This is a genomic window from Pseudomonas brenneri (genome assembly GCF_007858285.1).
GTDB lineage: Bacteria > Pseudomonadota > Gammaproteobacteria > Pseudomonadales > Pseudomonadaceae > Aquipseudomonas > Aquipseudomonas brenneri.
The window spans coordinates 524,709-551,670 of sequence record NZ_VFIL01000001.1 but is presented as its reverse complement, the minus strand read 5'-3'; the positions used below and the strand labels follow the sequence as shown (position 1 = coordinate 551,670).

Here is a 26,962-nt window from a genome sequence, read left to right as displayed (position 1 = left end):
CTACCCGATAAGCAGGCCAAAAAAAGCCCCGTGACCGAATGGACCACGGGGCTAAAAATTGGCTGGATGCGACCAACCAAAGGAGCTCTTTACTTCACTTGAGGCTGGCGACCGTTGTCTCTGGCTGCCAACCGCCACCCAGCGCCTTGTAGATCGCCACGATGCCGCGATACAGGTCCACTTCGGCCAGGGCCTGGGCGTCTTCGGCGAGCAGGCGCTCGCGCTGGGCGTCGAGTAGCACGAGGAAGTCGGCAGTGCCTTCGCGGTAGCGAATCTCGGCCAGGTCGGCTGCTGCACGGCTCGATTCGCTCTGGCGGATCAGCGAGACCAGGCGTTGCTGGCGTTTGCCGTAGTCGCTGAATGCGTTCTCGGATTCTTCCAATGCCAGCAATACTTGCTGCTCGTAAGTCGCCAGGGCGCCGTCGGCCTCGGCGTCGGCACCGCGCAAACGGGCGCGCACGCTGCCCAGGTCAAAGGCGGCCCAGGTGATGCTCGGGCCCAGGGCCCAGGCATTGGCGGCGGATGAGCCGATCTGCGAGCCACGGCCAGCGGTAAAGCCGAGGAAGCCACTGAGGCTGACCCGTGGAAACAGGTCGGCCTTGGCTACGCCGATACGCGCGGTAGCGGCTGCCAGTCTGCGTTCGGCGCTGAGAATGTCCGGGCGCCGTTGCAGCAATTGCCCCGGATCACCAATCGGCAAGGCCTTGGCAATTGCCGGCAGGTTGGCCGGGCTCAGGTCCACCGTGAGTGTGTCCGGGCGCTGGCCGAGCAGGGTGGCGATGCGGTTGCGTTCGCGCACTTGTTCGGCCTGCAATTGCGGCACGCTGGCTTCGACCGCCGCCAGGCGCGCATCGGCACGTACCACGTCCAGTTGGTCGCCGACGCCGGCATCGCGCAGGCTTTCGGTGATGGTGCGCGAGTCTTGCTGGTTCTTCAGGTTGGCCAGGGCGATTTTTTCCCGCAGTTGCGCACCGCGCAGTTGGCCGTAGGCATCCACCAATTCGGCAATCAGGCTGACTTGCAGTTGATAGAGATCGGCTTCGGCGGCCTGCTGGTCGGCGTCGCTGGCTTCCAGGTTGCGCTGGATGCGGCCAAACAGGTCCAGCTCCCAGGCCATGTCCAGGCCCAGGTCATAGCGTTCGCTATTGACCCGGCGTGTGCTCTGGCCAGGGATCTGGCCCTTGGCCAAATCGCTGCTGACGCGGCTGGTGATGGTGGGCATCGCGTCATTACTGGCGTCATCACGAATCGCCCGGGCGGCCCGCAGGCGGGCAAATGCAACGCGCAAATCGCGGTTGCCTTGCAACGATTGCGTCACCAACTGGTTGAGCGTCGGATCTTCGAACTGCTGCCACCAGATACCTTCGAACTTGGCGTGGTCGTATTGCTTGGCATCGGCGGCGGCCGTGATAGTGGCCGCCTCCAGCTGCTGGGCTTTATAGTCCGGGCCGACGGCACAGGCGCTGAGCGCCAATACCAGCAGGCTCGGCATGAACACTTTCACACTCATTGCTGTGTCTCCAGCTTCAAGGCCTTGGCCGCTTTGCGCGCATCGCTGCGCTCCACATAGCGGCGGATCAACACGTAGAACACCGGCGTCAGCAACAGGCCGAAGAAGGTCACCCCGATCATCCCGGAGAACACCGCCACACCCATGGCGTGGCGCATCTCGGCACCGGCACCGCTGGAGAGCACCAGGGGCACCACGCCCATGATGAAGGCGAACGAGGTCATCAGAATCGGCCGCAGACGCAGGCGGCAGGCTTCCAGCACCGCAGCCAGCGGGTCGAGGCCTTCTTCCTGCTTATCCTTGGCGAATTCGACGATCAGAATCGCGTTCTTACAGGCCAGTCCCACCAGTACGATCAAGCCGATCTGGGTAAAGATGTTGTTGTCGCCACCAGACAGAATCACCCCGGTAATAGCCGACAGCAGAGTCATCGGTACGATCAGGATCACCGCCAATGGCAAGCTCCAGCTTTCGTATTGGGCGGCCAGTACCAGGAACGCCAGCAGTACGCAGAGCGGGAACACGAACAGCGCGGTATTGCCCGAGAGGATTTGCTGATACGTCAGGTCCGTCCACTCGTAGGTCATGCCGTTGGGCAGTTCTTCCTTGAGCAGTTTCTCGATCGCCGCTTGCGCCTGGCCCGAGCTGTAGCCGGGGGCGGCGTTACCGTTGATCTCGGCGGTGATAAAGCCGTTGTAGTGCATCACGCGGTCCGGCCCCGAGGTGTCGCTGACCTTGATAAAGGTCGCCAGCGGGATCATCTCGCCCCTGTTGTTGCGCACTTTCAGCTGGCCGATCTGCTCGTCTTCAAGGCGGAACTGCTGCTCGGCCTGGACGTTGACCTGATAAGTACGGCCAAAGCGGTTGAAGTCGTTGGCATACAGCGAACCCAGGTAGATCTGCAGGGTGTCGAAGATGTCGCTGATCGCCACGCCATGGGTCTTGGCCTTTTCACGGTCGATAGCGGCATCGACCTGGGGCACGTTGACCGTGTAGCTGGTAAACAGGCCGAACAGTTCCGGTACGTTGTGGCTCTTGGTAATGATGTTCTGTACTTCTTTGTACAGTTCCTCATAGCCCAGGTTGCCGCGGTCTTCGACTTGCAGGCGGAACCCGCCAATGGTGCCCAGGCCCTGTACCGGCGGCGGCGGGAAGATCGCCATGTAGGCTTCCTGGATATCGGCGTACTTGCCGTTCAGGGCACCGGCGATTTCACCAGCGGACATGCCCACGGCCTTGCGCTCGTCAAACGGCTTCAAGGTCACGAACACGATGCCGCTGTTGGGGCTGTTGGTAAAACCGTTGATCGACAGGCCAGGGAAGGCCACGGCACTTTCGACGCCCGGTTGCTTGAGGGCGATATCCGACATGCGCTTGATCACGTCTTCGGTGCGATCCAGGCTGGCGGCATCCGGCAGTTGGGCGAAGGCCACCAGGTATTGCTTGTCCTGGGCCGGGACGAAACCGGTCGGGGTGTGGGCAAAACCGAACCAGGTCAGCACTATCAGGCCGGCGTACAGGAACAGTGCAATGCCGCTGCCGCGGATTACCCGGCGCACGGTGCTGACGTAGCCACCACTGGCGCGTTCGAAGAAGCGGTTGAACGGGCGGAACAACCAGCCGCCAAACACCTTGTCGAGGACCTTGGAGAAACGATCCTTCGGCGCATCATGGCTGCGCAGCAACACGGCGGCCAGGGCAGGGGACAAGGTCAGCGAGTTGAAGGCCGAGATCACGGTGGAGATCGCAATGGTCAAGGCGAACTGCTTGTAGAACTGCCCGGTCAGGCCGCTGATAAAGGCTGCCGGGATAAACACCGCACACAGCACCAGCGCCGTAGCAATGATCGGCCCGGTCACTTCGCTCATGGCTTTTTCGGTGGCCGGGAATGGTTCCAGGCCCAGCTCGATATTACGTTCGACGTTCTCTACCACCACGATGGCGTCGTCGACCACGATGCCAATGGCCAATACCAGGCCAAACAGCGACAGGGCATTGAGCGAGAAGCCGAACAGGTGCATCACCGCAAAGGTACCGATCAACGATACCGGCACCGCTACCAACGGAATGATCGAGGCGCGCCAGGTCTGCAGGAACAGAATCACCACCAGCACCACCAGGATCAGTGCTTCGAACAGGGTGTGTACCACGGCCTCGATGGAGCCACGCACGAAGATGGTCGGGTCATAGACGATGCTGAAGTCCATGCCTTCGGGGAAGCTCTTTTTCAGCTCCTCCATCTTGTCGCGTACTTCATTGGAGATCTGGATCGCGTTGGAGCCAGGGCGCTGGAAGATCGGGAGCGCCACCGCCGGTTGGTTGTTGAGCAGCGAACGCAAGGCGTATTGGCTGGAACCCAGCTCGACCCGGGCAATGTCCTTGAGGCGGGTGATTTCACCGTTATCGCCTGCGCGAATAATGATGTTCTCAAACTCTTCCTCGGTGACCAGGCGTCCCTGGGTGTTGACCGACAACTGGAAGCTGGTGGCCGTTGGCGCAGGCGGTGCGCCGAGGGCACCGGCCGCTACCTGGCGGTTCTGCTCGCGAATCGCGGTCACCACATCGGTGGCGGTCAGGTTGCGTGAAGCGGTCTTGTTCGGGTCCAGCCAGACGCGCAACGAGTAGTCGCCCATGCCGAACAACTGCACATCACCGACACCGCCCAGACGCGCCAGCTCATCCTTGATATTGAGGATGGCGTAGTTGGACAGGTAGAGCATGTCGTAACGCTGATCCGGCGAGGTCAAGTGCACCACCATAGTCAGGTCGGGGGAGGCCTTGTCCACGGTAATACCAATGCGCGTCACTTCTTCCGGCAGCATGGGTTGGGTGCGGGTCACCCGGTTCTGCACCTGCACCTGCGCGTTATCCAGGTCGGTGCCCAGGGCGAAGGTGATGGTCAGGGTGATCGTGCCGTCGGCAGTCGATTGCGAGGACATGTAGAGCATGTTCTCGACACCAGTGATCGCTTGTTCCAACGGCGCGGCCACGGTTTCACCGATGACTTTGGGGTTGGCGCCCGGGAAGCTGGCCCGTACGACAACGGTCGGCGGCACCACTTCCGGGTATTCACTGATCGGTAACTGGAACAGCGAGATCGCGCCGGCGATCAGGATCAGCAGCGACAACACTGCTGCGAAGATCGGCCGCGAAATGAAGAACTTGGAGAAATTCATCTTGTGTGTAGTCCCTTAACCGCGTGGAGTCGCGACACTGGCGAGCTTGGGTGCGGCTTTGTTGTCCGGCGTCACTTGCTCCAGATTGCTGGCTTCAAGCGCTTGTCGTTGTTGTGCCAAGGCGGCGAGGGTGGCCTGGCTGGCCATCGGGATGGTCTCCGGTGCTACCGGCGATCCCGGACGCACCCGCTGCAGGCCCTTGACGATAATCGTGTCGTCCTTGGTCAGGCCGCTGCGCACGATGCGCAAGCCTTCGATCTTTGGCCCCAGTTCGACGGCGCGGTAGGCAGACTTGTTGTCGCCGTCCATGACCAGTACGAACTTCTTGCCCAGGTCAGTGCCCACGGCCTCGTCGGTGATCAGCACGGCGGAGTAGGTGCCGCTGCCCACCAGTTTCAGGCGTGCGTACAGTCCGGGGGTGAAGCGCCCGTCTGTGTTGTCGAACACGGCGCGCCCACGAATGGTGCCGGTGGCCGGGTTGACCTGGTTGTCGACAAAGTTCATCTGGCCCAGGTGCGGGTTGCCGTCTTCGTTGGACAGGCCCAGGTACACCGGGGTGGTGGCGCCGCGACGGCCCTGGCGCGCCAGTTCGGTGTACTTGAGGTACACGCGTTCATCGGCGTCGAAGTAGGCATAGACCTTGTCGGTGGAGACCACGCTGGTCAGCTCGGTGACATCGGCGGTCACCAGGTTACCGGCGGTGATCGCCGCGCGGCTGACGCGGCCGCTGATCGGTGAGATGACGCGGGTGAAGCTCAGGTTCAGCTTGGCCAGGTCCAGTTGCGCCTGGATTCCGGCCACGGCAGCACGGGCTTCCTGGGCGGCAGTGGTCCGCGAATCGGCCAGCTCGGCGGAAATCGCATTACTCTGGCGCAGGCGCTCGCCACGCTGGGCTTCGTTGTCACTGCGCGAAGCGGCGGCTCGGGTCTGTTGCAGTTGAGCTTCAAGGCGGCGCACTTCAGCCTGGAACGGACGCGGGTCGATCTGGAACAGCAGGTCGCCTTTCTTCACCAGCGCACCTTCGGTAAACGCTACCTGGTCGATCTGGCCTGATACGCGCGGGCGTATCTGCACGGTTTCCGGGGCTTCCAGGCGGCCAGTGAACTCATCCCATTCATTGACCGGTTGTTCCAGGACCTTGGCAACGCTGACTTTGCTGGCGGGCATGGCGGCCGCTTGCTCGGGGGCCTTGCCGCATGCGCTCATCACCAACACGGCCAACAGGGCCAGGGGATAGCGCAAATGTTTGAGTGACTGTTCCATGAGGTGCATCCGCCAATGTATTTGAGATGGGCGGATCATGCTCGGCGGGCTGCTATCTCACGAATCGAATGAAGCAAAGGTAACTATCATTCGGAATGATATAAGCGCCGGGAAAGCCCTCTAGCATGGGGTTTTCGTTAGGGTGCTATCAATCCAGCTGATAACAAAACACCATTGCGCAAACCGCAATCAAAATCCCCGGCACGACATTCCCTTGTAGGAGCCGGCTTGCCGGCGAAAAACCCGAGAGCAACACGGGGTACCAGGCTCCCCGCTTTATCGTTAACGATTTTCGCCGGCAAGCCGGCTCCTACAAGGTGTGATTTACCTGTACCGTTGCAGCTTTTTAACCTTCAGAGAGTCAGCAATGCAGATCAGGGGTGAACGGGCCGCGACGGCGTGTGGTTTGGTGGCAATCCTTTTGTGGAGTACCGCTGCCGGGCTGATCCGCAGTGTCAGCGAACTGTTCGGTCCCTTGGGCGGCGCGGCGCTGATCTACACGTTGGGTGCCGTCTTGCTGATGGCGTGGCTCGGGCGACCACGCCTGCGCGCCACGTCCTGGCCGTACCTGATCATGGGCAGCGCACTGTTTGTCGCGTATGAGGTGTGTCTGTCCCTGGCCCTGGGGTTTGCCAGCAGTCGCAACCAGGCCATCGAACTGGGCGTGGTCAATTACCTGTGGCCGTGCCTGACGGTGTTGCTGGCGATTGTCATGAATGGGCAAAAGGCTCGCTGGATCATCGTGCCGGGCAGTGCGCTGGCGCTGTTTGGCATCCTGTGGGTGGTCAGCGGTGATGGCCTGGCATTGGCAACCATTGTCGCCAATGTGCAATCCAACCCTCTGAGCTACAGCCTGGCCCTGGGGTGTGCGATCACCTTTGCCTTGTATTGCAATGTCACACGACGCTATGCCGGCGGACAAAACCTGGTGGTGTTGTTTTTCATCCTGACGGCAGCGGTGCTGTGGGTGAAGTACGGCTTGAGTGCCGAGGTGCTGCCGGCCGTGACCCTGGGCAACAGCCTGGAGTTGTTGGCCACGGGCATTGCGATGGCGGGCGGCTATGCCCTGTGGAATATCGGCATCCTGCGCGGCAACCTGACCTTGCTGGCGACGGCGTCCTACGGCGCGCCGGTGCTGTCGTCGGCATTCGCGGCGCTCTGGCTGGGCGCCCACCTCACCCCGCAATTCTGGCAGGGCGCGGTGTTGGTGACCGCAGGTTCGCTGGTGTGCTGGCACGCGACACGTGCGCAGTCCTAACGGCTGCGCCAGACCAGGGCCGGGATCACGCGGATATAGATCAGCTCAAATACCAGCTCGATCAAGGTTTGGGTGATGACGGCGGCGGCGGCCAGTGCGCGGATATCTTCCGGCAGTGCGAATGCCAGCGGCAGGACCACCAGTGAGTTGCGGGTCGCACTGCTGAACGTGACCGCGCGCGCGGTGGTTGCCGGCAAACGAAAGGCCCAGGCCGTGAGCGCCCCGACCACTGGCGCCAGCAGCATAAAGCCTAAGTAGACCGGCACCACCGGCAGCAACTGCTCGATCTCCTGCGCGACAAACGCGATCTGCGAGCCAATCACCACGATCAGCACCGCCGCCATGGCCGGTACTGGCATCCACGCCCAGCCATCGTTCCAGCGCCCGATCAGGCGTGAGCGCCGGGCCCCGGTGCAGGTCAGCACCGCCAGCAGCAGTGGCGCCACGATCAGCAGTAAAAAGGCTTCGACAAACGGGCCGATGGAGATCGCCACCGCTGCGTCACCAGAAGGTATCAGCGCCAGGTACAACGGCAGTAGGACCAATTGCAGCAGCAGCAATATCGGGGTGGCGGCCAGCGTCAGCCGCGCATCGCCTTTGCCAATGTGGGTAAACACCACCACGTAGTCGATGCACGGCGTAAGCAGCACCAGCAATGCGCCGATCAGGAGGGCCGGGCGGTCGTTCAAGCCACGGGTCAGGCCCCAGACCAGCAGCGGGATCAACACAAAGTTGGCGATCAGCAGCGCCGCTATAAAGCGTCTGTTGGCAAGCCCCTGGCGCAGTTGCAGAAACGGGATCTGCAAGAACATGGCGTACATCAGCACGGCAATCGCCGGGGTTACCAGTGCGCCAAGACCCGGTGCGACCTGCGGGGCGAGCAGGCCTGCGAGCGCGGCGCCAATAACGGCGACGAGGTAGACGGGGATCTGCTTTTGCTCAAGTTGTTCTCGGTTCATGGTGTCCTTGTCACGTTGGGTCAGTGCTGTTTGCACCGTGCAGGGTAATCGAAGCGACAGGGCTGCGCGCGGATTGGCAGAGATGCCCTGGCCCAGAACGTGTTGTCGTACAACTACTTGCGCTATGATGCGGGCCTATTCGCAAACCTGAGGCTAACGCTCTTGATGGACCATCAGAACGTCCAACGCCGTGCTCGCCCCAAGCATCGAAGCCTGACCGAAGAGTTGGTCAGCGAGCTGTCGCGACGCATTCATGACGGCGAATGGGCGTGTGCGACCAAGCTGCCGACCGAGTCCGAGGTCATGCAAGAGCACGGTGTGAGCCGCACGGTGGTGCGCGAAGCTATCTCGCGCTTGCAGGCAGCGGGCCTGGTGGAAACCCGGCATGGGGTGGGCACCTTTGTGCGGGATGTACCGGGGCCTAGTGGCTTTCGGATTGACCCGGCCAGCATTGTCTCGTTGCAGGATGTGCTGGCGGTGCTGGAGTTCCGGATCAGCCTGGAAGTCGAGGCGGCGGGCCTGGCTTGCGCGCGGCGCTCCGATGAGCAACTGCAGGCGATGCGCGACTCGCTGGATGCACTCAATTCCAGGGTGGTCAGTGTGGATTATGCGGTGGCGTCGGACTTTCGGTTCCACCAGCAAATCGCCCTGGCAACCGGCAATCGTTATTTCACCGACATCATGCTGCACCTTGGGGTCAGCATCGTCCCCCGCGCACGTCGGCATTCGACGCGGCTGGTCAATGACAACCAGGAGCCGTACCTGGAGCGCTTGAGCCGCGAGCATGAGGATATCTACCAGGCCATTGCCCGGCGCGATGCCGATGCGGCAAGGGCGGCGATGCGTTTGCACCTGTCCAATAGCCGTGAGCGGTTGCGCCGGGCGTATGAGGCCACGAGCTGACCTTGTAGGAGCGAGCTTGCTCGCGAAGGACGTTAACGATAACGCGTGTTTCAGGGGCATGCGGCGTGCTTACGTTTTTCGTCGGAACGCCGCCCGGAGACAAGCCTGCTCCTACACGGATCACACGACCTTGGCTGGAGTTTCCGCCAGGCCTCTGACCCCGGGATTGAGCGCAAACACGCCGCCGGCCAGCGGCTGGTCACTCAGGTCGATGCCTTGCGGGCGGATCGAGGTGACAAACAGCGTGTCCAGCCCCGGGCCGCCAAACGCGCACATGGTGGGCTTCTTCACCGGTAACGCGAGGACGCGATCGAGTTTGCCCTGCGGGGTAAAGCGCAGCACCTGGCCGGCGTCGATGGCGCAGATCCAATAGCAACCCTCGGCATCCACCGCTGCACCGTCCGGGCGGCCCGGGTGGTTGTTCATATCGACAAAGCTGCGCTGGTTGTGGGGCATGCCGCTGTCGATATCGTAGTCAAATGCCCAGATCTGTTGCCGTGCAGGGTGGGAGTCGGACAGGTACATCACCTTGCCGTCGGGGCTGAAGGCCAGGCCGTTGGGCACCAGCAGGCTTTCCAGTTGTGCTGCCAGCACGCCATCGCGCTGAGCATCCAGGCGATACAGCGCGCCTACTGTCTCGGCCCCCATGTCCATGTGCAGGGTGCCAGCCCAGAAGCGGCCCTGGCGGTCGCAGCGGCCATCGTTGAAGCGCATGTTGTCGATGGCATGCTCGACGCCAGCGAGCTTGTTCGCTGTCAGGCGTCCGTCAGCGTGCGGCGCCAGTTGGAAGATCCCGCTTTGCTGCGCGCCAATCCATTTCCCCTCGGCGGTGCGCGCGATGCAGGCGAGCATTTCGTCGGCCTGCCATGACCTGGTGCTGCCGTCGAGCTGCCAGCGATGCAGGCGGCCGCCAGGAATATCCACCCAGTACAAGGCATTTTCTTGCGCCACCCACACCGGGCTTTCGCCCGTGGCGTTGCGGGCATCGACGATAAGTTCGGCGTTCATAAGCCTGTTTCCTTAGATGAAGTGGGAAGGGCGTGTCAGTCGTCAAACGGCCCGGCAGCGGTAAAGGCGCCGCCCTGGAACAGGCTGTCAGGCGAATCCACGGGTGGCTTGGGCTGCTGCTCGACTTGCGCGCGAAACACGTGCGAGCTGTCTTGCGGGACAAAACCCAGGTGCTCGGCATGGCGGTTGTTCCACCAGACATCGCGGTTGGCGGAAACCCCATAGACCACGCTATGCCCCACATTCGGGCTCAACAGTGCACGCGCCACCAGGCGATCGAGATCGGCGTAACTCAGCCAGGTCGAGAGCATCCGCAGGTTGCGCGGCTCGGGGAATGACGAACCGATGCGCAGGCTCACGGTTTCGATGCCATAGCGGTGGAAGTAGAACGTCGCGAGATCCTCGCCGTAGGATTTTGACAGCGCGTAATACCCATCCGGGCGGCGTGGCGAGTGCGCATCGAGTTCTACGTCCTGCGGGTAGAAACCGGTGACATGGTTGGAACTGGCGAAGACGATGCGCTTGATCCCGTGTTTGCGGGCCGCCTCGTAGATATGAAAGGTGCCGCGAATATTTGCGTCGAGGATTTCTTCAAACGAACGCTCAACCGAAATCCCGCCCAGATGCACGATTGCCTCGACATCCTGGGCCAGGGCGTGGACCGCGGCCTTGTCGGCCAGGTCGCACTGCACGACTTCCTCCTGCGTGCTCCGGCTTGGGGCCATCGGGCTGATGTCCGAGGCGCGCACAATGGCGCAGTGGGTGTGCAGGGTTTCGCGCAGGATCTGCCCCAGGCCGCCGGCGGCGCCGGTCAACAGGATGCGCTTGAAGGGTTTGGGTGAAGCAGGGGAGGTGGACATGGTTGGGTTTCCATTACTCAGGTGGTCGGTTACCTGCCTGGCGCCCGAGACACAAGCGCCAGGCAAGGCGGCTTACATAAAGTTGTACTGCACCCCCAGGCGCCAGCGGGCCTGGCGGTCATCGCTGGTGGAGTTGACCTTGATGTCACCGACTTCCATGAACGGCGCCCACTGTTTGGTCAGCTTGTATTTGACGATCAGGTTCTGCTCGTAGTCGCTCTTCTTGTTGTCGTAGCGAATGTAATCGGTCTTGAAGTAGATGTACTGGTACTCATAGGCCCACTTGCTTTGCGGCGTGTAGCCTAGCCAGCCTTCGACGCGGTTGGTGTTCTGGTTGTCCTTGCCGCGATCGGGCACGTCCTCGTTGATCAGGTCGCGATCGAGCTTCTTGGCATCGTGCCGGTAGCGCGCGGCAACATAGAACGCATCATTGATTTTGTAGCTGTACTTGAGCCCCAGCTTGTAGCTGGTCGAGTCTTTCGAGCTGTCTATCTGGAAGGCCGGGGTGAGGGTCGATTGCGCGCTGAGCTTGTAGTTGTAGCTGGTCGTGAGCTCATGGCCGTTGTTGACAATGTTGTCATAGGCGACGTCTTCACGATCCCCGGCGGTGCGGTACTTCAATTCCCCCTCGAACCCCAGGCCGTTGTCCATGCGATAGCTCAGTTTCACGCGGTCGGCGTGAATACTGTCGCTTTCGGTGAACTGGTGGCGGTAGTTGATGCTGGCGGAGTCGGCGATGACACAGAGGGGCAGGCTAGCAGCCGCGACGGCGATGAGCGTACGTAGAGTGCTGTTCATGTGGTCTTCTTTTATTGTTTTTGTTGGGTGTTTAACACGATCCTGCAGGCGGTCGTTGTTGCGGTTATTTCTTATTGGTCTTACAGAAATACGTTATCGTACAACCTATGATGTGTCTACGCGATTTGTGTTGTTTTGAAACATTTGGACATATGTTTTTTCGATTAATGCCGCTATATAGGGTGTGTCGTATTTTTTAAGATGTCCTTTGATCGTCTTTAAAATTATGTATTTGTTAGGGTTTAAGAGCATTTATGGTGTGGTTATGGATTTTTTAGGGTGCCTTTTCAAAAGTTGTACGATGACATATGATCGTCCTCAGCAGCCGATGCTCCTGTCAAAAATCCAATAAAAAGGCTAAAGACATCCATGAGAATCACAGCAGTCAACGTCCAGGTTTTCTCCTACCCGACCCGCCGCGCCGTGGACAGTGCCGGGCATGCCCACCCCGGCGACATCACTCAGGCCAAGATGGCCTTGCTGCGCATTCAGACTGAAGACGGCAATGAGGGTTTTGCCTTCGGGGCCCCGGAATTGATCCGCCCTTATGTGCTCGATGGCTTTGTGCGCAAGGTGCTGGTGGGGCAGAACGCGTTTGACCGGGAAAAGATCTGGCATGACCTGGCGCACTGGCAGCGCGGTAGCGCCAGCCAACTGACGGATCGCGCCCTGGCCTTGGTCGAGCAGGCCTTGTGGGATTGGGCGGGGCGCAAACTGAACCTGCCGGTACACAAGTTGATCGGTGGTTTTCGCGACAAGGTCCCTGCGTACGGTTCGACCATGTGCGGCGACGAACTGCCGGGCGGCTTGGCTACGCCCGAAGACTACGGGCGCTTTGCCCTGACCCTGGTGCAGCGCGGCTACAAGGCGATCAAGCTGCACACCTGGATGCCGCCGGTGTCTTTCGCCCCTAGCCCGCAGATGGATATCAAGGCTTGCGCCGCAGTGCGCGAAGCGGTTGGCCCGGATATAGCCCTAATGCTCGACGGCTACCACTGGTACAGCCGTACCGAAGCGCTGTCGATTGGCCGAGCGCTGGAGAAGCTCGACTTCGCCTGGTTTGAAGAACCGATGATGGAAGAGTCAGCCGAATCCTATGCCTGGCTGGCCGGCCAGTTGGATATCCCGGTGCTGGGCCCGGAAACCCTGTCGGGTAAACACCTGAGCCGCGCTAGCTGGGTGAAGAACGAGGTCTGCGATATTCTGCGCGCCGGCGTGGCGGGTGTGGGCGGGATTGCGCCGTGCCTGAAGGTCGCGCACCTGGCCGAATCTTTCGGCATGGACTGCGAAATCCATGGCAATGGCGCCGCTAACCTGGCTGTGGTCGGGGCGATCAAGAACTGCACCTGGTACGAGCGTGGCCTGCTGCACCCGTACCTGGATTACGACGAAGTACCGGCTTATCTCAAGCGCTTGGTAGACCCGATGGACAGCGATGGCTTCGTCCACTTGTCTGACCTGCCGGGCCTGGGTGAAGAGATTGATTTCAACTTTATCGAGACCAATACCCTCAACAGTTTCTGATGCATGCGCGGGCGGCCCGGTGCATTCCGGGCCGTCCAAGAGCCCTATAAATATAAGAAAGGCACTCTGGTTATGAACATTCTTCCTTCGCTTTGGGCGCGGGTATTTGCGGCTACCTTGGCGTTCAGCGCCGTGCCTGTCGCCTATGCCAAGACGCCGGCCGACCAGTTGATTGTCGGCATGAGCATGATCAACCTGCTGTCCCTGGACCCGGCCGCGGCCACCGGCCTGGACGTGTCGGAGGTCAACGCCAACCTTTACGACATGCTGCTGGTGCAGGACGTGAAGCAACCGGATCGCTTGCTGCCGGCGCTGGCCGAGCGCTGGCAGGTCAGTGACGACCGCATGACCTTGACCTTCAACCTGCGCTCCGACGTGCAGTTCCAGTCCGGCAACCCTTTGAGCGCCGAGGATGTGGCCTGGTCACTGCAACGGGTCCTCAAGCTCAACCTGGCCCTGGCCTCGACCTGGAAAGCCTACGGTTTTACGGCCGATAACGTCGAGCAACAGATGCGGGCGGTGGACGCCACGACCTTTGTCATCGAACTGCCGCGCCCGACCGACCCGCTGTTGGTGCTCAATACTTTAGCGACATCGCCCAGCGCGTTTATCCTCGACCGCAAGAAAGTCCTCGAGCACCAGAAGAACAACGACATGGGGGCCGCCTGGCTGGTGACCCATGCCGCGGGCAGTGGTGCATTTGTGCTGAACGACTGGCGCGCCAACGATGTGATCCTGATGACCCGTTTCGACGGCTACTGGGGAGGCCCGGCCAAGCTCAAACGTATCGTCATGCGCAACATGACCGAGTCCCAATCCCTGCGCCTGATGATCGAGCGTGGCGACCTGGACATCGCGAAGGGCATGTCCGCCCCGGATATCCAAGCCTTGCAAGGCAACGACAAGGTGCGCACCCAGACCTTGCAGCGTGGCACGCTCTATTACGTGGCGCTCAGTGTGAAGCAACCGATGTTCGCCGACGCCCGCGTGCGCCAGGCCGTGCGTTCGCTGATCGATTACCAGGGCATCAACCAGACGGTGATGCCGCACTACGGCCTGATCAATCAGCGTCCATTGCCCCTGGGCCTCGCGGCGCGCCTGCCGGATCCAGGTTATCGCCTGGATGTGGCGCAGGCCAAGAGGCTGCTGGCCGAGGCCGGCTACCCCGAAGGTTTCAAGACCACCATCCGCGTGCTGGCCGAGCCACCGTTCATCAATATCGCCTCCAATCTGCAATCAACCCTGGCCCAGGCCGGGATCCAGGCCAACATCATCACCGGCACCGGCAACCAGATCTACGGCGCGATGCGCGAGCGTAGCTTCGACATTATCGTCGGCCGTGGCGGCGGCGGGGCAGAGCGTCATCCTCATTCCAGCCTGCGTACCTTGGTGTACAACCCCGACAACCGAGACGAAGCCAAGTTGAGTAACTTCCAGGGCTGGCGTACCTCGTTCTACAGCCCCGAGTTGAACCAGTTGATCGAGAGCGCCGAAGTCGAGTCCGATGCCGGTAAGCAACTGGCCCAGTACCGTTCGATCCAGGAGCAGCTCGACCAGCAGGTGGGCGCGATCCTGCCCGTCTCGCAGATGACCGATACGGTGCTGGTCTACGGCGATGTGGTGGATTTCCAGGGCCACACGGCGGCGACCACGCGCTACAAGGACGTCTACAAGAACCGTTGAGTACCGCCCGGTACCCGTGACCGATCTATCAGGAGCTCACTATGTTTGTTTCGACTGCCTCTGTGTTGGGGGCGCGCGCGTCCAACACCGCCCGGCGTGCCAGTACGGTTCTGGTGACCTTGCTCGGCCTGCTGGCCCTGACCTTTGTCATTGGCCGGGTCATGCCGCTGGACCCCGTCCTGGCGGTGGTCGGGCCGGATGCCGATAGTTCCACCTATGACCAGGTCTACCAGGCCATGGGCCTGGACAAGCCGATCTGGACCCAGTTCGGCCTGTATCTCAACGACCTGCTGCACGGTGATTTCGGCAACGCACTGTTGACCGGCCACCCAGTGCTGGATGACATCCTGCGGGTGTTCCCGGCGACTATTGAGCTGGCGACCCTGGCCATTCTGTTCGGGATACTGATCGGTTTGCCGCTGGGTGTGTGCGCCGCCAGCAACCAGGGTCGCCTGGGCGACCATGTGGCCCGTGTGATCACTTTGTTCGGTTACTCCACGCCGATTTTCTGGCTGGGCATGATGGGCCTGCTGGTGTTCTACGCCTGGCTCGGCTGGGCTGGCGGCGCCGGGCGCATCGACCTGGCCTATGACGGCATGGTGCCGGAGGTAACGGGCCTGTTGTTGATCGACTCGACCCTGGCCCGCGACTGGGATGCCTTTGCCAGCGCCCTGCGCCATATCGTGCTGCCGGCGCTGATCCTGGGGCTGAACTCGGTGGCGTATATCAGCCGCATGACCCGCAGCTTCATGCTCGAACAGCTGTCCCAGGAATACATCATCACCGCCCGGGTCAAGGGTTTGTCCCGGCGCCAGGTGGTGTGGGGCCACGCCTTTCGTAACATTCTCGTGCAACTGCTGACGGTGGTGGCGCTGGCCTACGGTTCCCTGCTCGAAGGGGCGGTGCTGATCGAGACCGTGTTTGCCTGGCCCGGTTTCGGCCAGTACCTGACCAGCAGCCTGATGCTGGGGGACATGAATGCGGTGATGGGCTGCGTCCTGGTGATCGGCTTGATCTTTGTCGCGCTCAACCTGATCAGCGATGCCTTGTACAAGGTGTTCGACCCGCGTACCCGCTAAAACTATAAGAACAAGGAATCTGCAATGAATAGCCCTTTGTCCAAACTGCACATGAGCCTGCTGGCTGCGGTCCTGGCGCTTGCGCCAATGACGGCGGTCAACGCCAAGACCCCGGCCGACCAACTGATCGTCGGCATGAGCATGGTCAACCTGTTCTCCATCGACCCGGCCAACGCCCCGGGTCTGGATGCCTCGGGGGTCAATGCCAACCTCTATGACACCCTGGTCAAGCGCGATAACAACAACCCGGAAAAGCACCAGCCGCAATTGGCCGAGCGCTGGCAGATCAGCGATGACGGCAAGCAAGTGACCTTCCATTTGCGCCAGGACGTGAAATTCCACTCCGGCAACCCGCTGACTGCCGAGGATGTAGCCTGGTCGCTGTACCGGGTCATGAAGCTCAACTATGGCCTGGCTACCACCTGGAAGGCCTACGGCTATAGCGTGGAAAATATCCAGGCGCTGATCCGTGCCACCGATAGCTACACCCTGGTTGTCGATCTGCCCCAGGTCATGGACCCGTTGCTGCTGGTAGATTCCCTGGCGATCTCGCCCAGCGCCGTGGTGGTCGATCGCAAGGCGGTGATGGCCCATGAGAAAAATGGTGACCTCGGCGCCGCCTGGCTGGTGACGAATGAGGCGGGCAGTGGGCCCTTCGTGCTGACCAAGTGGAGCGTCAACGACTCTCTGCTGCTGACCCGTTTTGACGGTTACTGGGGCGGTGCGGCCAAGCTCAAGCGTGTGGTGGTGCGGCACATGACCGAATCCCAGTCCCTGCGCCTGATGCTTGAACGTGGTGACCTGGACCTGGCCTATGGCATGTCCGCGCCGGACATCCGCGCCATCGACGGCTCGGACAAGCTGCAGGTGCAATCCCTGCAGCGCGGCACCCTGTACTACGTCGCCATGAGCATGAAACAGCCAGAGTTCGCCAAGTCCAAGGTGCGTGAGGCGGTGCGCAACCTGATTGACTACAAGGGCCTCGACCAGCAGGTAATGCCTTACTACGGCACGCTCAACCAGCAGCCGATGCAACTGGGCCTGGATGCGCGCCTGCCGGATCCCGGGTATCACATGGACGTCGCCAAGGCCAAGGCGTTGCTGGCCGAAGCCGGTTACCCGGAGGGCTTTGACACCACCATCCGCACGTTGTCCGAGCCGCCGTTCATCGACATCGCCGCCCGCCTGCAATCGACCCTGGCCCAAGGCGGGATCAAGGCCACGATTGTCACCGGCACCGGCAACCAGGTGTATGGCGCAATGCGTGCGCGCAATTTCGAAATCATCGTCGCGCGGGGCGCCGAGCGTTATCCGCACCCGTATTTCAGCCTGCGCACCTTTGCCTATAACCCCAACAACAGCGACGACGCCGGCTTGCCGAACTTCCAGGGCTGGCGTGCCTCGTTCTTCAATCCACAGCTCAATGCGCTGATCGACCAGGCAGGGGTTGAGCGTGACAGCGCCCAGCGCCTGAAACTGTATCACCAGGCGCAGAACCTCTACGACCAGCAGGTCGGCCCGATCATGATGGTTTCGCAAATGACCGACACCGTGGTCAGTGCCGCCGACGTCAAGGGTTTTGACGGTGATGACGCGCTGGCCACCCGTTACCTGGGCGTGCACAAGCAACGTTGAGTGCTGCCTGGCGCGCCTGTGGGCACGCTGGGTGATTTCCCTTTTAATCCGAGAAATGCCAATGATTGCCAACATGTCTTCTACCGGGTCCGCCGCCAAACGGCAGGCGCAACGCACGCCCGGGTCCAGCTTCGATGCCTTGTGCAAGAACGGCCTGCGTGTGTTGTATCACCTGTTGCGCAACCCCATGACCCTGGCCGGGCTGCTGGTGGCGATGCTATTGATCGTCGTTGCAGCCTTTGCGCCGTGGATCGCTACCCACGACCCGGTGGCGCAGAACCTGGCCAACGCGCTTCAGGCGCCCGGCGCCGCGCACTGGTTCGGTACCGATGAATACGGTCGGGATATTTTCAGCCGCCTGGTCTACGGCTCGCGCATCACCCTGTACATCATTGCCCTGGTCACAGTGATCGTGGGGCCGATCGGGCTGTTTATCGGCACCGTGTCCGGCTACTACGGTGGGATTGTCGACACGGTGTTCATGCGTCTGACCGACATCTTTATCTCGTTCCCCAGCCTGGTCCTCGCACTGGCGTTTATCGCGGCCCTGGGCCCTGGGCTGGAGCACGCCGTGGTCGCGATTGCCCTGACATCCTGGCCACCGATTGCACGCCTGGCGCGGGCCGAAACCCTGTCGCTGCGCAAGGCTGATTTTGTGGTGGCGGTGGAGCTGCAAGGCGCTTCGTCGTCGCGGATCATCCTGCGGCATATTGTACCCATGTGCCTGTCGTCGGTGATCATCCGGCTGACCATGAACATGGCCGGGATCATCCTCACCGCGGCTGCCCTGGGCTTCCTTGGACTGGGTGCACAGGCACCGTTGCCGGAGTGGGGCGCGATGATCTCCACCGGCCGGCGCTACATGCTTGAGTGCTGGTGGCTGGTGGCCGTACCCGGCGCTGCAATTATGCTGGTGAGCCTGGCTTTCAACCTGTTGGGCGACGGCCTGCGGGACATTCTTGACCCGCGTAGCGAGTAATCGGAGGCTGTATGTCTGCCATCAAACTGAACGTCGAAGGGCTCAATGTGCGCTTCGTCAACGGCCAGAAAGAAACCCATGCGGTGCGTGACGTGTCGTTCACCCTGGGTCGCGAAAAGCTCGCCATCGTCGGCGAGTCCGGCTCGGGCAAGTCCACCGTGGGACGCAGCCTGCTTAAGTTGCATCCGACCAGTGCGAGGATCAGCGCCAAGGCCATGCAATTTGGCGACGTCGATCTGCTGTCGGCCAGCGAAAAGGCCATGCAGAAGATTCGCGGCCAACGCATCTCGATGATCATGCAAGACCCCAAATACTCGCTCAACCCAGTGGTCAAGGTCGGTGACCAGATCGCCGAGGCCTACCTGGCCCATCACAAGGCCAGCCGCAGCGAAGCCCGCGAGCGGGTGATGCAGATGCTGGACAAAGTGCATATCCGCGATCCGCAGCGGGTCTACAACCTTTACCCCCATGAAGTCTCGGGCGGTATGGGGCAGCGCATCATGATCGCCATGATGGTGATCACCAACCCTGAAGTGATCATTGCCGATGAGCCGACTTCGGCCCTTGACGTCTCGGTGCGCCAGCAAGTGTTGAGCGTGCTCGAAGAGCTGGTGGGGCAGCAGGAGCTGGGGCTGATTTTCGTCAGTCACGACCTCAACCTGGTGCGTAACTATTGTGACCGGGTGCTGGTGATGTATGCCGGACGGGTCGTTGAGTCCCTGGCGGCCTGCGACCTGCAATACGCCGAACACCCTTATACCCGTGGCCTGCTGGCCGCACTGCCGAGCATGGACAACCGTCGCCCACGGTTGCCGGTGCTGCAGCGCGATCCGCAGTGGCTGACTTGCTGAGGAACTGACCATGTCCATGATCCAAGCGCATTCGCTGAACCTGAGTTTCGGTGCCGGCCCGGCCCTCAACCAGGTGTTGCATGACGTCAATCTCAGTGTCGCCGATGGCGAATCCTTCGGTCTGGTGGGGGAGTCCGGCTCGGGCAAGACTACCGTGCTGCGCTGCCTCGCCGGACAATACCGGCACTGGAGCGGCGAGTTGAGCATTGCTGGCGTGCCGTTGCAGCAGAAAATCCCCAAGGCGCATTTTCGCCAGGTCCAGATGGTGTTCCAGGACCCGTACGGTTCGTTGCACCCACGCCACACCATCGACACCGCATTGCGTGAGCCGCTGATTATCCATGGGGTAGGGGACAAGGACGATCGGATCAACGAGATCCTGCTCAAGGTAGGTTTGAACGACAGCTTTCGCTATCGCTACCCGCACCAGTTGTCCGGTGGCCAGCGCCAGCGCGTGGCGATTGCCCGCGCATTGATCCTGGAGCCGCGGGTGCTGTTGCTTGACGAGCCGACCTCGGCCCTGGATGTCTCGGTGCAGGCGGAGATCCTCAACCTGCTGGCCGACCTGCGCCAGCGCGAGAAACTCACCTACCTGATGGTGACCCACGACCTGGGCGTGGTCACCCACCTGTGCGACCGGGTGGCGGTGATGCAGCAGGGCAGGATCGTTGAGTTGCTCGACAGCCAGGCCCTGAGCCGGGACTGCGCCCAGCATGACTACACACGAATGCTGGTGCAGGCAAGCCGGGACTTTAGCCAGGAGTCCCAGCGAAAAATCGCCAGTTAAACGCTAGGTTGTCATACAACAAGACCCTTTGTAGGCGTCGGCTTGTCGGCGAAAATCGCCAGCGATAACGCATGGTAATTGACGCGATAGCGCCGCCATTATTGGCTGTTTCGTCAAGTGTTCGGCGCCTGCAGGACCGGGAAAGCCAATAGAACGGTTTTTACCATGGCCCTTTGCAATTCATAGTTGTACGATAACGTACCTCTAGATCATCTAGATTTTCAGGTATCACCTTTTTACTTTCAGCATGAGATTTGCGAACCATGACTCCACAAGAATTAAAAACCGTCCTGTCTTCCGGCTTGCTGTCGTTCCCCGTCACCGACTTCGATGCGGCGGGGGATTTTCGCGCCGACACCTATGCCCGTCGTCTGGAATGGCTGGCCCCGTATGGCGCCAGTGCGCTGTTCGCCGCCGGCGGCACGGGTGAGTTCTTTTCCCTGGAATCCAATGAGTACTCGCGCATCATTAAGACTGCGGTAGATACCTGCCGTGGCCAGGTGCCGATCCTTGCCGGCGCCGGTGGGCCGACCCGCCAGGCCATCGCCTATGCCCAGGAAGCCGAGCGCCTGGGGGCGGCGGGGATCTTGTTGATGCCGCACTACCTGACCGAAGTCAGCCAGAAGGGCCTGGTAGCCCACGTTGAGCAAGTGTGCAATTCGGTGGACTTTGGCGTGGTGGTGTACAACCGTAACCTCTGCCGCCTCAACGCCGACAGCCTGGAACAACTGGCCGAGCGTTGCCCGAATCTGATCGGCTTCAAGGATGGCATTGGCGAAGTCGAATCCATGGTTTCCATTCGCCGTCGCCTGGGTGATCGCCTGACCTACCTTGGCGGCTTGCCAACGGCCGAGGTCTACGCCGCCGCCTACAAGGCCCTGGGCGTACCGGTCTACTCGTCGGCAGTGTTCAATTTCATCCCGAAAACCGCGATGGATTTCTACCACGCCGTGGCCCGTGACGATCACGACACCGTGGGCCGTTTGATCGACGATTTCTTCCTGCCTTACCTGGCCATCCGCAACCGCTGTGAGGGGTATGGCGTCAGCATCGTCAAGGCCGGCGCCCGTTTGGTTGGGCATGACGCAGGCCCTGTGCGCGCACCGCTGACCGACCTGTTGCCCGAGGAAGTGGAGCAATTGGACGCGCTGATCAAGTCCCTCGGCGCCCAGTAAACCCTGCGCCCTGCGGCGCCTGCAGGAGCTGGCTTGCCAGCGAGAAAATCCCAGGCGCCGTGTTAACACCCATCGCCTGCAAGCCGGCTCCTACACATACGGAGATGAACGATGCCCCATTGCATCATCGATTGTTCACAAGCCCTGGTCGTACAGCTCGGCGAGCAACAGCTGCTGGCCGCCGTCCACGATACCCTCGACGCTTTCGGCGTATTCAAACCGGGGGACATCAAGGTGCGCCTGAACGGCTATGCGCATTACCGTTGCGGGCACACCCAGGATGACTTCGTACACGTGGCCCTCTACCTGTTCGCCGGGCGCAGTGCCGCGCAACAACGCGAATTCGCCAGCGCCACCCTGGCCGCACTGATCGCCCTATTGCCGCAGGTCGAGGCCTTGTCCATGGATGTGCGGGAGATGCCGCGCGAGACCTTCGTCAACCGTAGTCAGTACCTGCAAGAGGCCGGGTTACCGGCGTAAAGCCCCCGGTGTGATCACAGGCAAAAACAAGGAAAACAAAAAATGCCGTATCAAACCACTGTTATCGGTCAACGCCTGGTACTGGCGCTGGCCCTCGGTTGCAGCCTGCCGGCCTGGGCGCTGCAAGCACCGTCCAAGGTGCAAGTGCCAACGCTGGCATTTGATGAGCGGGAAATCATCCTGGTCTGGGAAAAGCCGGCCGAGCACCGTGTCATCAAGGATTACCGGGTGTATGCCAACGGCATGTTGCTGGGCAGTGCCAATGCCAATAACGACCGGGTGTCGCCGGCCAAGCCATACATCGACCACTTTTATGCGCAGGACACCCGCAACTTCCATCACCGCATCGCGATCCACAGCTATACCGTCCAGGGCCTGAAAGCCAATACCCAGTACCGTTTCACTGTGCGTTCGGTGGACGCCGCCGGTAACGAGTCCGCCGACAGCCCCGCCCTGGTCCAGCGCACTGCCCCGGTGCCTAAGGTTTTTGATGTCCGCCAGTACGGGGCCAAGGGCGATGGCAGCCACCTTGAGACCCTGGCAATCCAGGGCGCCATCGATGCCTGCACTCCTGGCTGCAAAGTGTTGTTGCCCAAGGGCACCTACAAGAGCGGTGCGCTGTACCTCAAGAGCAATATGACCCTGGAAATCGCCGAAGGCGCGACCCTGCTGGGTTCCGAGCGTGCTGAGGACTATCCGCTGGCGGGCTATATCCAATACCCGTATTCGAGCACCGTACGCCCGGCATCGCTGATCAACGCCTTGCCCCGTGATCCGCGCAGTCATCAAGCATTCGAGAACATCCGCATTGTCGGCAAGGGGGTGATCGATGGCAACGGCTGGAAGCGCCAAGCCGATGTGCCGGGCGAGCGTGGCCAGGCGCTGCCGTTCTACCTGCCCAGCGATAACACCCGTTACATGCAGGACGGCATCCTGGCCAAGGCCCAGGTGGAACAGGCCGTGGCCCGTGGCATGAACGTCAAGGATGCCTACGGCCAGATGCGCTCATCGCTGATTACCCTGCGCGATGTGAAAAATGTCTTCTATGGCGGCTTTACCGTGGTCAACCCGGCGTTCCACGGGATCATGAACCTGGAAACCGAAAACGTCGTATTGGCCAACACCACCCATAAAACCTACGACGCGAACAATGGCGACGGCATCGAGTTTGCCAACAGCAAGGGGGCGATGGTCTTCAACAACTTCTTTGACACTGGCGATGACTGCGTCAACTTCGCCGCCGGCACTGGCGCCGACGCGGTGCATCAGAAGCCCCAGGAAGATGCCTGGATCTTCAACAACTACTTTCGCAAGGGCCATGGCATGGTCGTCGCGGGCAGCCACACCGGGGCCTGGATCCAGAACATCCTGGCCGAAGACAATGTGTCCGATGGCACCGATGCGGGCCTGCGCATGAAAAGCACCAACTTTATGGATGGCGGTGCGCGTAATGTCATCTTCCGCGACTCGGCGATGCGCAACACGGTGAAGCAGGCATTCATCTTTACCCTCGATTACAACGACCCGAACGCCAAGCTCGACTACAAGCGTTCTACGGTGCCGGGGCAGTTCAGGGACATCCGCGTGAGCGATGTCAGTGTCGAGAATGCCCAGGGCGCGGCCATCGAGGTCAAGGGCGACAGCACCCGCAATGCCTGGCACCAGGGGCTGGTGTTCGAGCGCGTGCGCTTCAGCGGCCCGGCCAAGGTGCGGCTGGATGGTCTGAAGGAATCGCGCTTTGAACAGGTGGTATTCAGTGAAACCGGAGCCGCCAATCCCTGGCAGATCACCGAGAGCCAGGGATTGACCTTCAAGGATGTCGAGCCGGCGCCGTTGTAGGTTGTCACCGTAGATTGAATGTCCGCGTACAGCCCACGGCCCGGTTCACTTTTGACTCAGTGCCGCCACCGAAAGACCGGACGCGACGAAGGTCAGTCCGGCGCCCACATTCAGGCCATTGACGACTTTTGGCTTGCGTTGCAGCCAGGTCGACAGGCGCGTTGCAAAAATCCCCATGAGCGCAAAACCCAGGGCGGTCAATGCGGCGAACCAGGCGCCGTAGACCATCATTTGCAGCGTGACCGAGCCCAATGCCGGGTTGACGAACTGCGGGATGAACGCGAGCACAAACAGCCCCGGCTTGGGGTTCAGCGCCGCCGACAGGAAGCCGGTGAGGAAGATACTTTTGAGCGGTTGCCGCGCCGCCGGCTTGAAGTTGATCAGGCTGCGCGAACGCAAGACCTTGATGCCCAGCCACACCAGGTAGCTGGCGCCGATCACTTTAACCACCCAGAACGCCACGGCGGATGTCTGCATCAACAGGGTCAGGCCCAGCGAGGCGGTGGCCACGTGAAACAGGATCCCGGTGCCCGAAGCCACCCCCGAAACGGCCGCTGCCATGCGCCCCTGGCTCAGGCCCCTGGCGATGGCCAGCAGGTTGTCCGGGCCGGGGGAGAGCACCAGCAACAGGCAGGCGGCGGTATAGGTCAGCCAGATTTCCAGTGGGAACATAACGACACTCCTTTCGTCAACGGCGCAAGGCGGTCATCGTGTTCCAACCGGGCCTCCAAGATCAAGGTCAATCCCGCGATGCATCAGTACCGCGCGGGACTCAAGGCAGGGCGTAGGCGATCACGTAGTCGCCACGGTCGGTGGATTGGCGCGCGCCGCCGGCGGTGATGACTACGTATTGCTTGCCGGTTTTCGGCGAAACATAGGTCATCGGCCCACCCTGGCTGCCCACGGGCAGGCGGGTTTTCCAGGTTTCTTCGCCATTGGCGCTGTTGAAGGCGCGCAGGTAGAAGTCCTGGGTGCCGGCGATGAACACCAGGCCGCCTTGGGTCGATAGGGTAGCGCCGAGTGTCGGCAGGCCGACCTTGATCGGCAGGTGCATGCGAATGCCCAGTGGACCGGTGTCTTCAACGGTGCCGACCGGTACTTGCCAGGCAATTTTCTGGGTCTTCATGTCAATGGCGGTGAGGGTGCCGAACGGCGGAGCCTGGCACGGAATGCCGGCCACCGACAGGAAGCGGTTCTTGTTCACCGCGTAAGGCGTGCCCTTGAGCGGTACCGCGCCCATGCCGGTGTTCAGCGCTTCACCCCCTGTAGAGGCCTGGGCCTTGTTCTGCGAGGGGATCATCTGGATCCACAGGCCCAGGCGCATGTCGTTGACGAAGATAAAGCCATGCACTGGATCGGTGGAAATACTGCCCCAGTTCATGCCACCCAGGGAGCCGGGAAAACTCAGGGATTTATCAGTGCCAGGCGCTGTGTACAAGCCCTCGTAGCGCATGCCTTTGAAGTCGATGCGGCATAGCAACTGGTCATACGGGGTGGCGCCCCACATGTCCGATTCGCTCAAGGTTTGTGCGCCAATTTGCGGCATACCCACGGATTTAGGCTGGGTCGGCGAGTAAGGTTCGTTGGGGATATTGGCGGCCTTGACCGGTACTTCTTCAACCTGGGTCAGCGGCTTGCCGGTGGCGCGGTCCAGTACATAGATCTGCCCGGCCTTGGTGCCGATCACCACGGCTGGGACGGTCTTGCCGTTGGCCTGGGTGAAGTCGATCAGGCTGGGTTGCATCGGCAGGTCGAAGTCCCAGAGGTCATTGTGGACGGTCTGGTACACCCACTTTTCCTCGCCCGTGGAGGCGTCCAGCGCCAGTACCGAGGCACCGTACTTGTGATTGAGCTGGGTGCGCTCGACACCATAGATATCGGTGGATGAGCTGCCCATCGGCAGGAATACCGTGTTCATCAGCGGGTCATACGACATCGGCGCCCAGCTGTTGGGTGTGCTGCGCACATAGGTGTCGCCCGGGGCGGGCGCTTGCTTGTCTTCAGGGTTGCCAGGGTCGAATGCCCAGCGCATCGCGCCGCTGATCACATCGAAGCCACGGATCACGCCGCCCGGCATGTCGGTCTGGACGTTATCGGCAACGCGCCCGCCAACCACCACGGTAGTGCCGGCGATCAATGGTGCGGAGGACAATTGGTAGTAGCTGTCCGGGACATTGCCCAGGCCAGCTTTCAAATCCACCTGGCCGTGGTTGCCGAAGTCCTGGCAAAACTCGCCGGTATCGGCATCCACTGCAATCAGCCGTGCATCAATGGTGTTGGTCAACAGGCGCCGCTCACACTGCGCACCGGCCGGCACGCTGGCGGCAATGATCGGCGAGCGGTTGGCTTGGGTCGGCTGGACGATCGGCGCGGTGGCATCGAAATACGCCATACCGCGGCAGCGCTGCCACACCGCCGACTGGGCGTTGATGCTGTTCTTCCACAGCTCTTTGCCGGTGTCGGCATCCAGCGCGATCAGGTTGTTGTGGGGCGTACAGATAAACACCTTGTTGCCGATCTGCAGGGGCGTGAGTTGGTCTTCAGCGCCGTTGCCATCGCTGACCGCCACATCACCGGTGCGATAGGTCCAGGCCACCTTGAGCTTGTCGACGTTGCTGCGATTGATCTGGTCGAGCGCGGCAAAACGGCTGCCGCCTTCGGTGTTGCCGTAGTGTGCCCAGTCTTTTTGCGCCTGCGCCGGATCGACGGCAGTCAGGCCCGGGCCATCACCAGTCGGGGCAACACTGGGGTGGGCGACAAACATGTTACCCGCCGCCACGGCCAATGCCACCGCCAGCACGCCCGCCACGCCGTAGGCGCCACGGCGCGTGCCTGGCGCCAGCAGCGGATACACCAGCACCACTGCCAGGCCGATCACGGTGAACATGAACAGCCGCGAAAACAGTGGCCAGAACACCAGGCCCACCTCCAACACCGCCCACACCGCAGTGCCGAGCAAAAAGGCCGCGAACAACCAGGCACCCGCTGGTTTGCGCCGCGCGATCAACACGCCAGCAATGGCCATGGACAAGCCGCCGACCAGGAAGTAGCCGGAGCCTCCCAGGCTCAGCAGTTTTGCACCACCGGCTGCCAGGGCCAGGCCGAGCAGGGCGATGATCAGGCCCAGGCCCAGCAAGAGGAATCGAGAGGCGCCAGCGGCGCTCGAGGCGTGTTTCATGTCGAAAAACTCGAAGT

Annotated in this window: 21 protein-coding genes; 12 read left to right on the top strand and 9 right to left on the bottom strand. The window is 61.4% G+C overall.

What is annotated here, in order from left to right:
- Nucleotides 1-94: 94 nt before the first annotated feature.
- Genes FJD34_RS02355 through mexE form a run of 3 tightly spaced genes read right to left on the bottom strand, consistent with a single transcriptional unit; the run spans nt 95 to nt 5,949 of the window.
- Nucleotides 95-1,510: an efflux transporter outer membrane subunit gene (locus FJD34_RS02355; RefSeq protein ID WP_090291060.1), complete on the bottom strand. Its 1,416-nt coding sequence runs from the start codon at nt 1,508-1,510 to the stop codon at nt 95-97.
- On the bottom strand, nt 1,507-4,686 hold the full coding sequence (locus FJD34_RS02350; RefSeq protein ID WP_090291061.1) for an efflux RND transporter permease subunit: 3,180 nt from the start codon (nt 4,684-4,686) through the stop codon (nt 1,507-1,509). The genes FJD34_RS02355 and FJD34_RS02350 overlap by 4 nt, the downstream gene beginning before the upstream one ends.
- A gap of 15 nt (nt 4,687-4,701) precedes the next feature.
- The gene (gene mexE, locus FJD34_RS02345) at nt 4,702-5,949 is read right to left on the bottom strand and encodes a multidrug efflux RND transporter periplasmic adaptor subunit MexE (protein ID WP_090293138.1); all 1,248 of its coding nucleotides are present in this window, start codon (nt 5,947-5,949) and stop codon (nt 4,702-4,704) included.
- A 367-nt stretch (nt 5,950-6,316) separates the two neighbouring features.
- Between mexE and yddG the strand changes: the two genes are divergently transcribed.
- Nucleotides 6,317-7,207, top strand: a complete 891-nt coding sequence (yddG, locus tag FJD34_RS02340; protein WP_090291062.1) for an aromatic amino acid DMT transporter YddG — start codon at nt 6,317-6,319, stop codon at nt 7,205-7,207.
- Here yddG and FJD34_RS02335 read toward each other — a convergent pair.
- Nucleotides 7,204-8,166, bottom strand: coding sequence for an arsenic resistance protein (locus FJD34_RS02335; protein ID WP_090291063.1), 963 nt, complete (start codon nt 8,164-8,166; stop codon nt 7,204-7,206). The two genes, yddG and FJD34_RS02335, sit on opposite strands and share 4 nt — an antisense overlap.
- Nucleotides 8,167-8,331: 165 nt before the next feature.
- On the opposite strand from FJD34_RS02335, the gene FJD34_RS02330 reads away from it, so the two are divergent.
- Nucleotides 8,332-9,069 carry a FadR/GntR family transcriptional regulator gene (locus FJD34_RS02330; RefSeq protein ID WP_090291064.1) on the top strand — a complete coding sequence of 246 codons (738 nt, stop codon included), beginning with the start codon at nt 8,332-8,334 and terminating at the stop codon, nt 9,067-9,069.
- A 120-nt stretch (nt 9,070-9,189) separates the two neighbouring features.
- Here the strand turns inward: FJD34_RS02330 and FJD34_RS02325 are convergent, their stop codons facing one another.
- The 3 genes from FJD34_RS02325 to FJD34_RS02315 all read right to left on the bottom strand — a co-directional run bounded on the left by FJD34_RS02325 (nt 9,190) and on the right by FJD34_RS02315 (nt 11,735).
- A complete protein-coding gene (locus tag FJD34_RS02325) occupies nt 9,190-10,077 on the bottom strand; it encodes an SMP-30/gluconolactonase/LRE family protein (RefSeq protein ID WP_090291065.1) in 888 nt (295 codons plus the stop codon).
- Between the two features lie 35 nt (nt 10,078-10,112).
- Nucleotides 10,113-10,937 (bottom strand): NAD-dependent epimerase/dehydratase family protein, encoded by an 825-nt coding sequence (locus FJD34_RS02320; protein ID WP_090291066.1) that lies wholly within the window; start codon nt 10,935-10,937, stop codon nt 10,113-10,115.
- A 72-nt stretch (nt 10,938-11,009) separates the two neighbouring features.
- Complete coding sequence (locus FJD34_RS02315; protein ID WP_090291067.1) at nt 11,010-11,735, bottom strand: oligogalacturonate-specific porin KdgM family protein; 726 nt, start codon at nt 11,733-11,735, stop codon at nt 11,010-11,012.
- A 369-nt stretch (nt 11,736-12,104) separates the two neighbouring features.
- Between FJD34_RS02315 and FJD34_RS02310 the strand changes: the two genes are divergently transcribed.
- The 10 genes from FJD34_RS02310 to FJD34_RS02265 all read left to right on the top strand — a co-directional run bounded on the left by FJD34_RS02310 (nt 12,105) and on the right by FJD34_RS02265 (nt 23,767).
- Nucleotides 12,105-13,259 (top strand): mandelate racemase family protein, encoded by a 1,155-nt coding sequence (locus tag FJD34_RS02310; protein WP_090291068.1) that lies wholly within the window; start codon nt 12,105-12,107, stop codon nt 13,257-13,259.
- A gap of 72 nt (nt 13,260-13,331) precedes the next feature.
- Nucleotides 13,332-14,942, top strand: coding sequence for an ABC transporter substrate-binding protein (locus FJD34_RS02305; RefSeq protein ID WP_090291069.1), 1,611 nt, complete (start codon nt 13,332-13,334; stop codon nt 14,940-14,942).
- 41 nt (nt 14,943-14,983) lie between these two features.
- Nucleotides 14,984-16,021, top strand: coding sequence for an ABC transporter permease (locus tag FJD34_RS02300; RefSeq protein ID WP_090291070.1), 1,038 nt, complete (start codon nt 14,984-14,986; stop codon nt 16,019-16,021).
- 24 nt (nt 16,022-16,045) lie between these two features.
- A complete protein-coding gene (locus tag FJD34_RS02295) occupies nt 16,046-17,656 on the top strand; it encodes an ABC transporter substrate-binding protein (protein ID WP_090291071.1) in 1,611 nt (536 codons plus the stop codon).
- Nucleotides 17,657-17,717: 61 nt separating this feature from the next.
- Nucleotides 17,718-18,635, top strand: coding sequence for an ABC transporter permease (locus tag FJD34_RS02290; protein ID WP_090291072.1), 918 nt, complete (start codon nt 17,718-17,720; stop codon nt 18,633-18,635).
- Nucleotides 18,636-18,646: 11 nt separating this feature from the next.
- Nucleotides 18,647-19,486 (top strand): ABC transporter ATP-binding protein, encoded by an 840-nt coding sequence (locus FJD34_RS02285; protein WP_090291073.1) that lies wholly within the window; start codon nt 18,647-18,649, stop codon nt 19,484-19,486.
- 10 nt (nt 19,487-19,496) lie between these two features.
- A complete protein-coding gene (locus tag FJD34_RS02280; RefSeq protein WP_090291074.1) occupies nt 19,497-20,273 on the top strand; it encodes an ABC transporter ATP-binding protein in 777 nt (258 codons plus the stop codon).
- 263 nt (nt 20,274-20,536) lie between these two features.
- Nucleotides 20,537-21,448, top strand: coding sequence for a 5-dehydro-4-deoxyglucarate dehydratase (kdgD, locus tag FJD34_RS02275; RefSeq protein WP_090291075.1), 912 nt, complete (start codon nt 20,537-20,539; stop codon nt 21,446-21,448).
- Nucleotides 21,449-21,559: 111 nt separating this feature from the next.
- Nucleotides 21,560-21,928, top strand: coding sequence for a 5-carboxymethyl-2-hydroxymuconate Delta-isomerase (locus FJD34_RS02270; RefSeq protein WP_090291076.1), 369 nt, complete (start codon nt 21,560-21,562; stop codon nt 21,926-21,928).
- A 42-nt stretch (nt 21,929-21,970) separates the two neighbouring features.
- Nucleotides 21,971-23,767, top strand: a complete 1,797-nt coding sequence (locus FJD34_RS02265) for a glycoside hydrolase family 28 protein (RefSeq protein ID WP_090291077.1) — start codon at nt 21,971-21,973, stop codon at nt 23,765-23,767.
- Nucleotides 23,768-23,812: 45 nt separating this feature from the next.
- On the opposite strand, the gene FJD34_RS02260 is transcribed toward FJD34_RS02265, so the two are convergent.
- Both FJD34_RS02260 and FJD34_RS02255 read right to left on the bottom strand, forming a co-directional pair.
- Entirely contained in the window at nt 23,813-24,439 is a 627-nt protein-coding gene (locus FJD34_RS02260) for a LysE family translocator (RefSeq protein ID WP_065943222.1), read from the bottom strand.
- Between the two features lie 100 nt (nt 24,440-24,539).
- A complete protein-coding gene (locus FJD34_RS02255; protein ID WP_090291078.1) occupies nt 24,540-26,945 on the bottom strand; it encodes a glucose/quinate/shikimate family membrane-bound PQQ-dependent dehydrogenase in 2,406 nt (801 codons plus the stop codon).
- Between the last annotated feature and the right edge of the window lie 17 nt (nt 26,946-26,962).

Bases quoted from the DNA above. Each gene is read 5' to 3' on its own strand.
- yddG (WP_090291062.1), top strand. From the start codon at position 6,317: ATGCAGATCAGGGGTGAACGGGCCGCGACGGCGTGTGGTTTGGTGGCA.
- FJD34_RS02270 (WP_090291076.1), top strand. From the start codon at position 21,560: ATGCCCCATTGCATCATCGATTGTTCACAAGCCCTGGTCGTACAGCTC.
- FJD34_RS02280 (WP_090291074.1), top strand. From the start codon at position 19,497: ATGTCCATGATCCAAGCGCATTCGCTGAACCTGAGTTTCGGTGCCGGC.
- FJD34_RS02355 (WP_090291060.1), bottom strand. From the start codon at position 1,510: ATGAGTGTGAAAGTGTTCATGCCGAGCCTGCTGGTATTGGCGCTCAGC.
- FJD34_RS02305 (WP_090291069.1), top strand. From the start codon at position 13,332: ATGAACATTCTTCCTTCGCTTTGGGCGCGGGTATTTGCGGCTACCTTG.
- FJD34_RS02315 (WP_090291067.1), bottom strand. From the start codon at position 11,735: ATGAACAGCACTCTACGTACGCTCATCGCCGTCGCGGCTGCTAGCCTG.
- mexE (WP_090293138.1), bottom strand. From the start codon at position 5,949: ATGGAACAGTCACTCAAACATTTGCGCTATCCCCTGGCCCTGTTGGCC.
- FJD34_RS02295 (WP_090291071.1), top strand. From the start codon at position 16,046: ATGAATAGCCCTTTGTCCAAACTGCACATGAGCCTGCTGGCTGCGGTC.
- FJD34_RS02330 (WP_090291064.1), top strand. From the start codon at position 8,332: ATGGACCATCAGAACGTCCAACGCCGTGCTCGCCCCAAGCATCGAAGC.
- FJD34_RS02265 (WP_090291077.1), top strand. From the start codon at position 21,971: ATGCCGTATCAAACCACTGTTATCGGTCAACGCCTGGTACTGGCGCTG.
- FJD34_RS02285 (WP_090291073.1), top strand. From the start codon at position 18,647: ATGTCTGCCATCAAACTGAACGTCGAAGGGCTCAATGTGCGCTTCGTC.
- FJD34_RS02320 (WP_090291066.1), bottom strand. From the start codon at position 10,937: ATGTCCACCTCCCCTGCTTCACCCAAACCCTTCAAGCGCATCCTGTTG.
- FJD34_RS02310 (WP_090291068.1), top strand. From the start codon at position 12,105: ATGAGAATCACAGCAGTCAACGTCCAGGTTTTCTCCTACCCGACCCGC.
- kdgD (WP_090291075.1), top strand. From the start codon at position 20,537: ATGACTCCACAAGAATTAAAAACCGTCCTGTCTTCCGGCTTGCTGTCG.
- FJD34_RS02290 (WP_090291072.1), top strand. From the start codon at position 17,718: ATGATTGCCAACATGTCTTCTACCGGGTCCGCCGCCAAACGGCAGGCG.
- FJD34_RS02260 (WP_065943222.1), bottom strand. From the start codon at position 24,439: ATGTTCCCACTGGAAATCTGGCTGACCTATACCGCCGCCTGCCTGTTG.
- FJD34_RS02300 (WP_090291070.1), top strand. From the start codon at position 14,984: ATGTTTGTTTCGACTGCCTCTGTGTTGGGGGCGCGCGCGTCCAACACC.
- FJD34_RS02350 (WP_090291061.1), bottom strand. From the start codon at position 4,686: ATGAATTTCTCCAAGTTCTTCATTTCGCGGCCGATCTTCGCAGCAGTG.
- FJD34_RS02335 (WP_090291063.1), bottom strand. From the start codon at position 8,166: ATGAACCGAGAACAACTTGAGCAAAAGCAGATCCCCGTCTACCTCGTC.
- FJD34_RS02255 (WP_090291078.1), bottom strand. From the start codon at position 26,945: ATGAAACACGCCTCGAGCGCCGCTGGCGCCTCTCGATTCCTCTTGCTG.
- FJD34_RS02325 (WP_090291065.1), bottom strand. From the start codon at position 10,077: ATGAACGCCGAACTTATCGTCGATGCCCGCAACGCCACGGGCGAAAGC.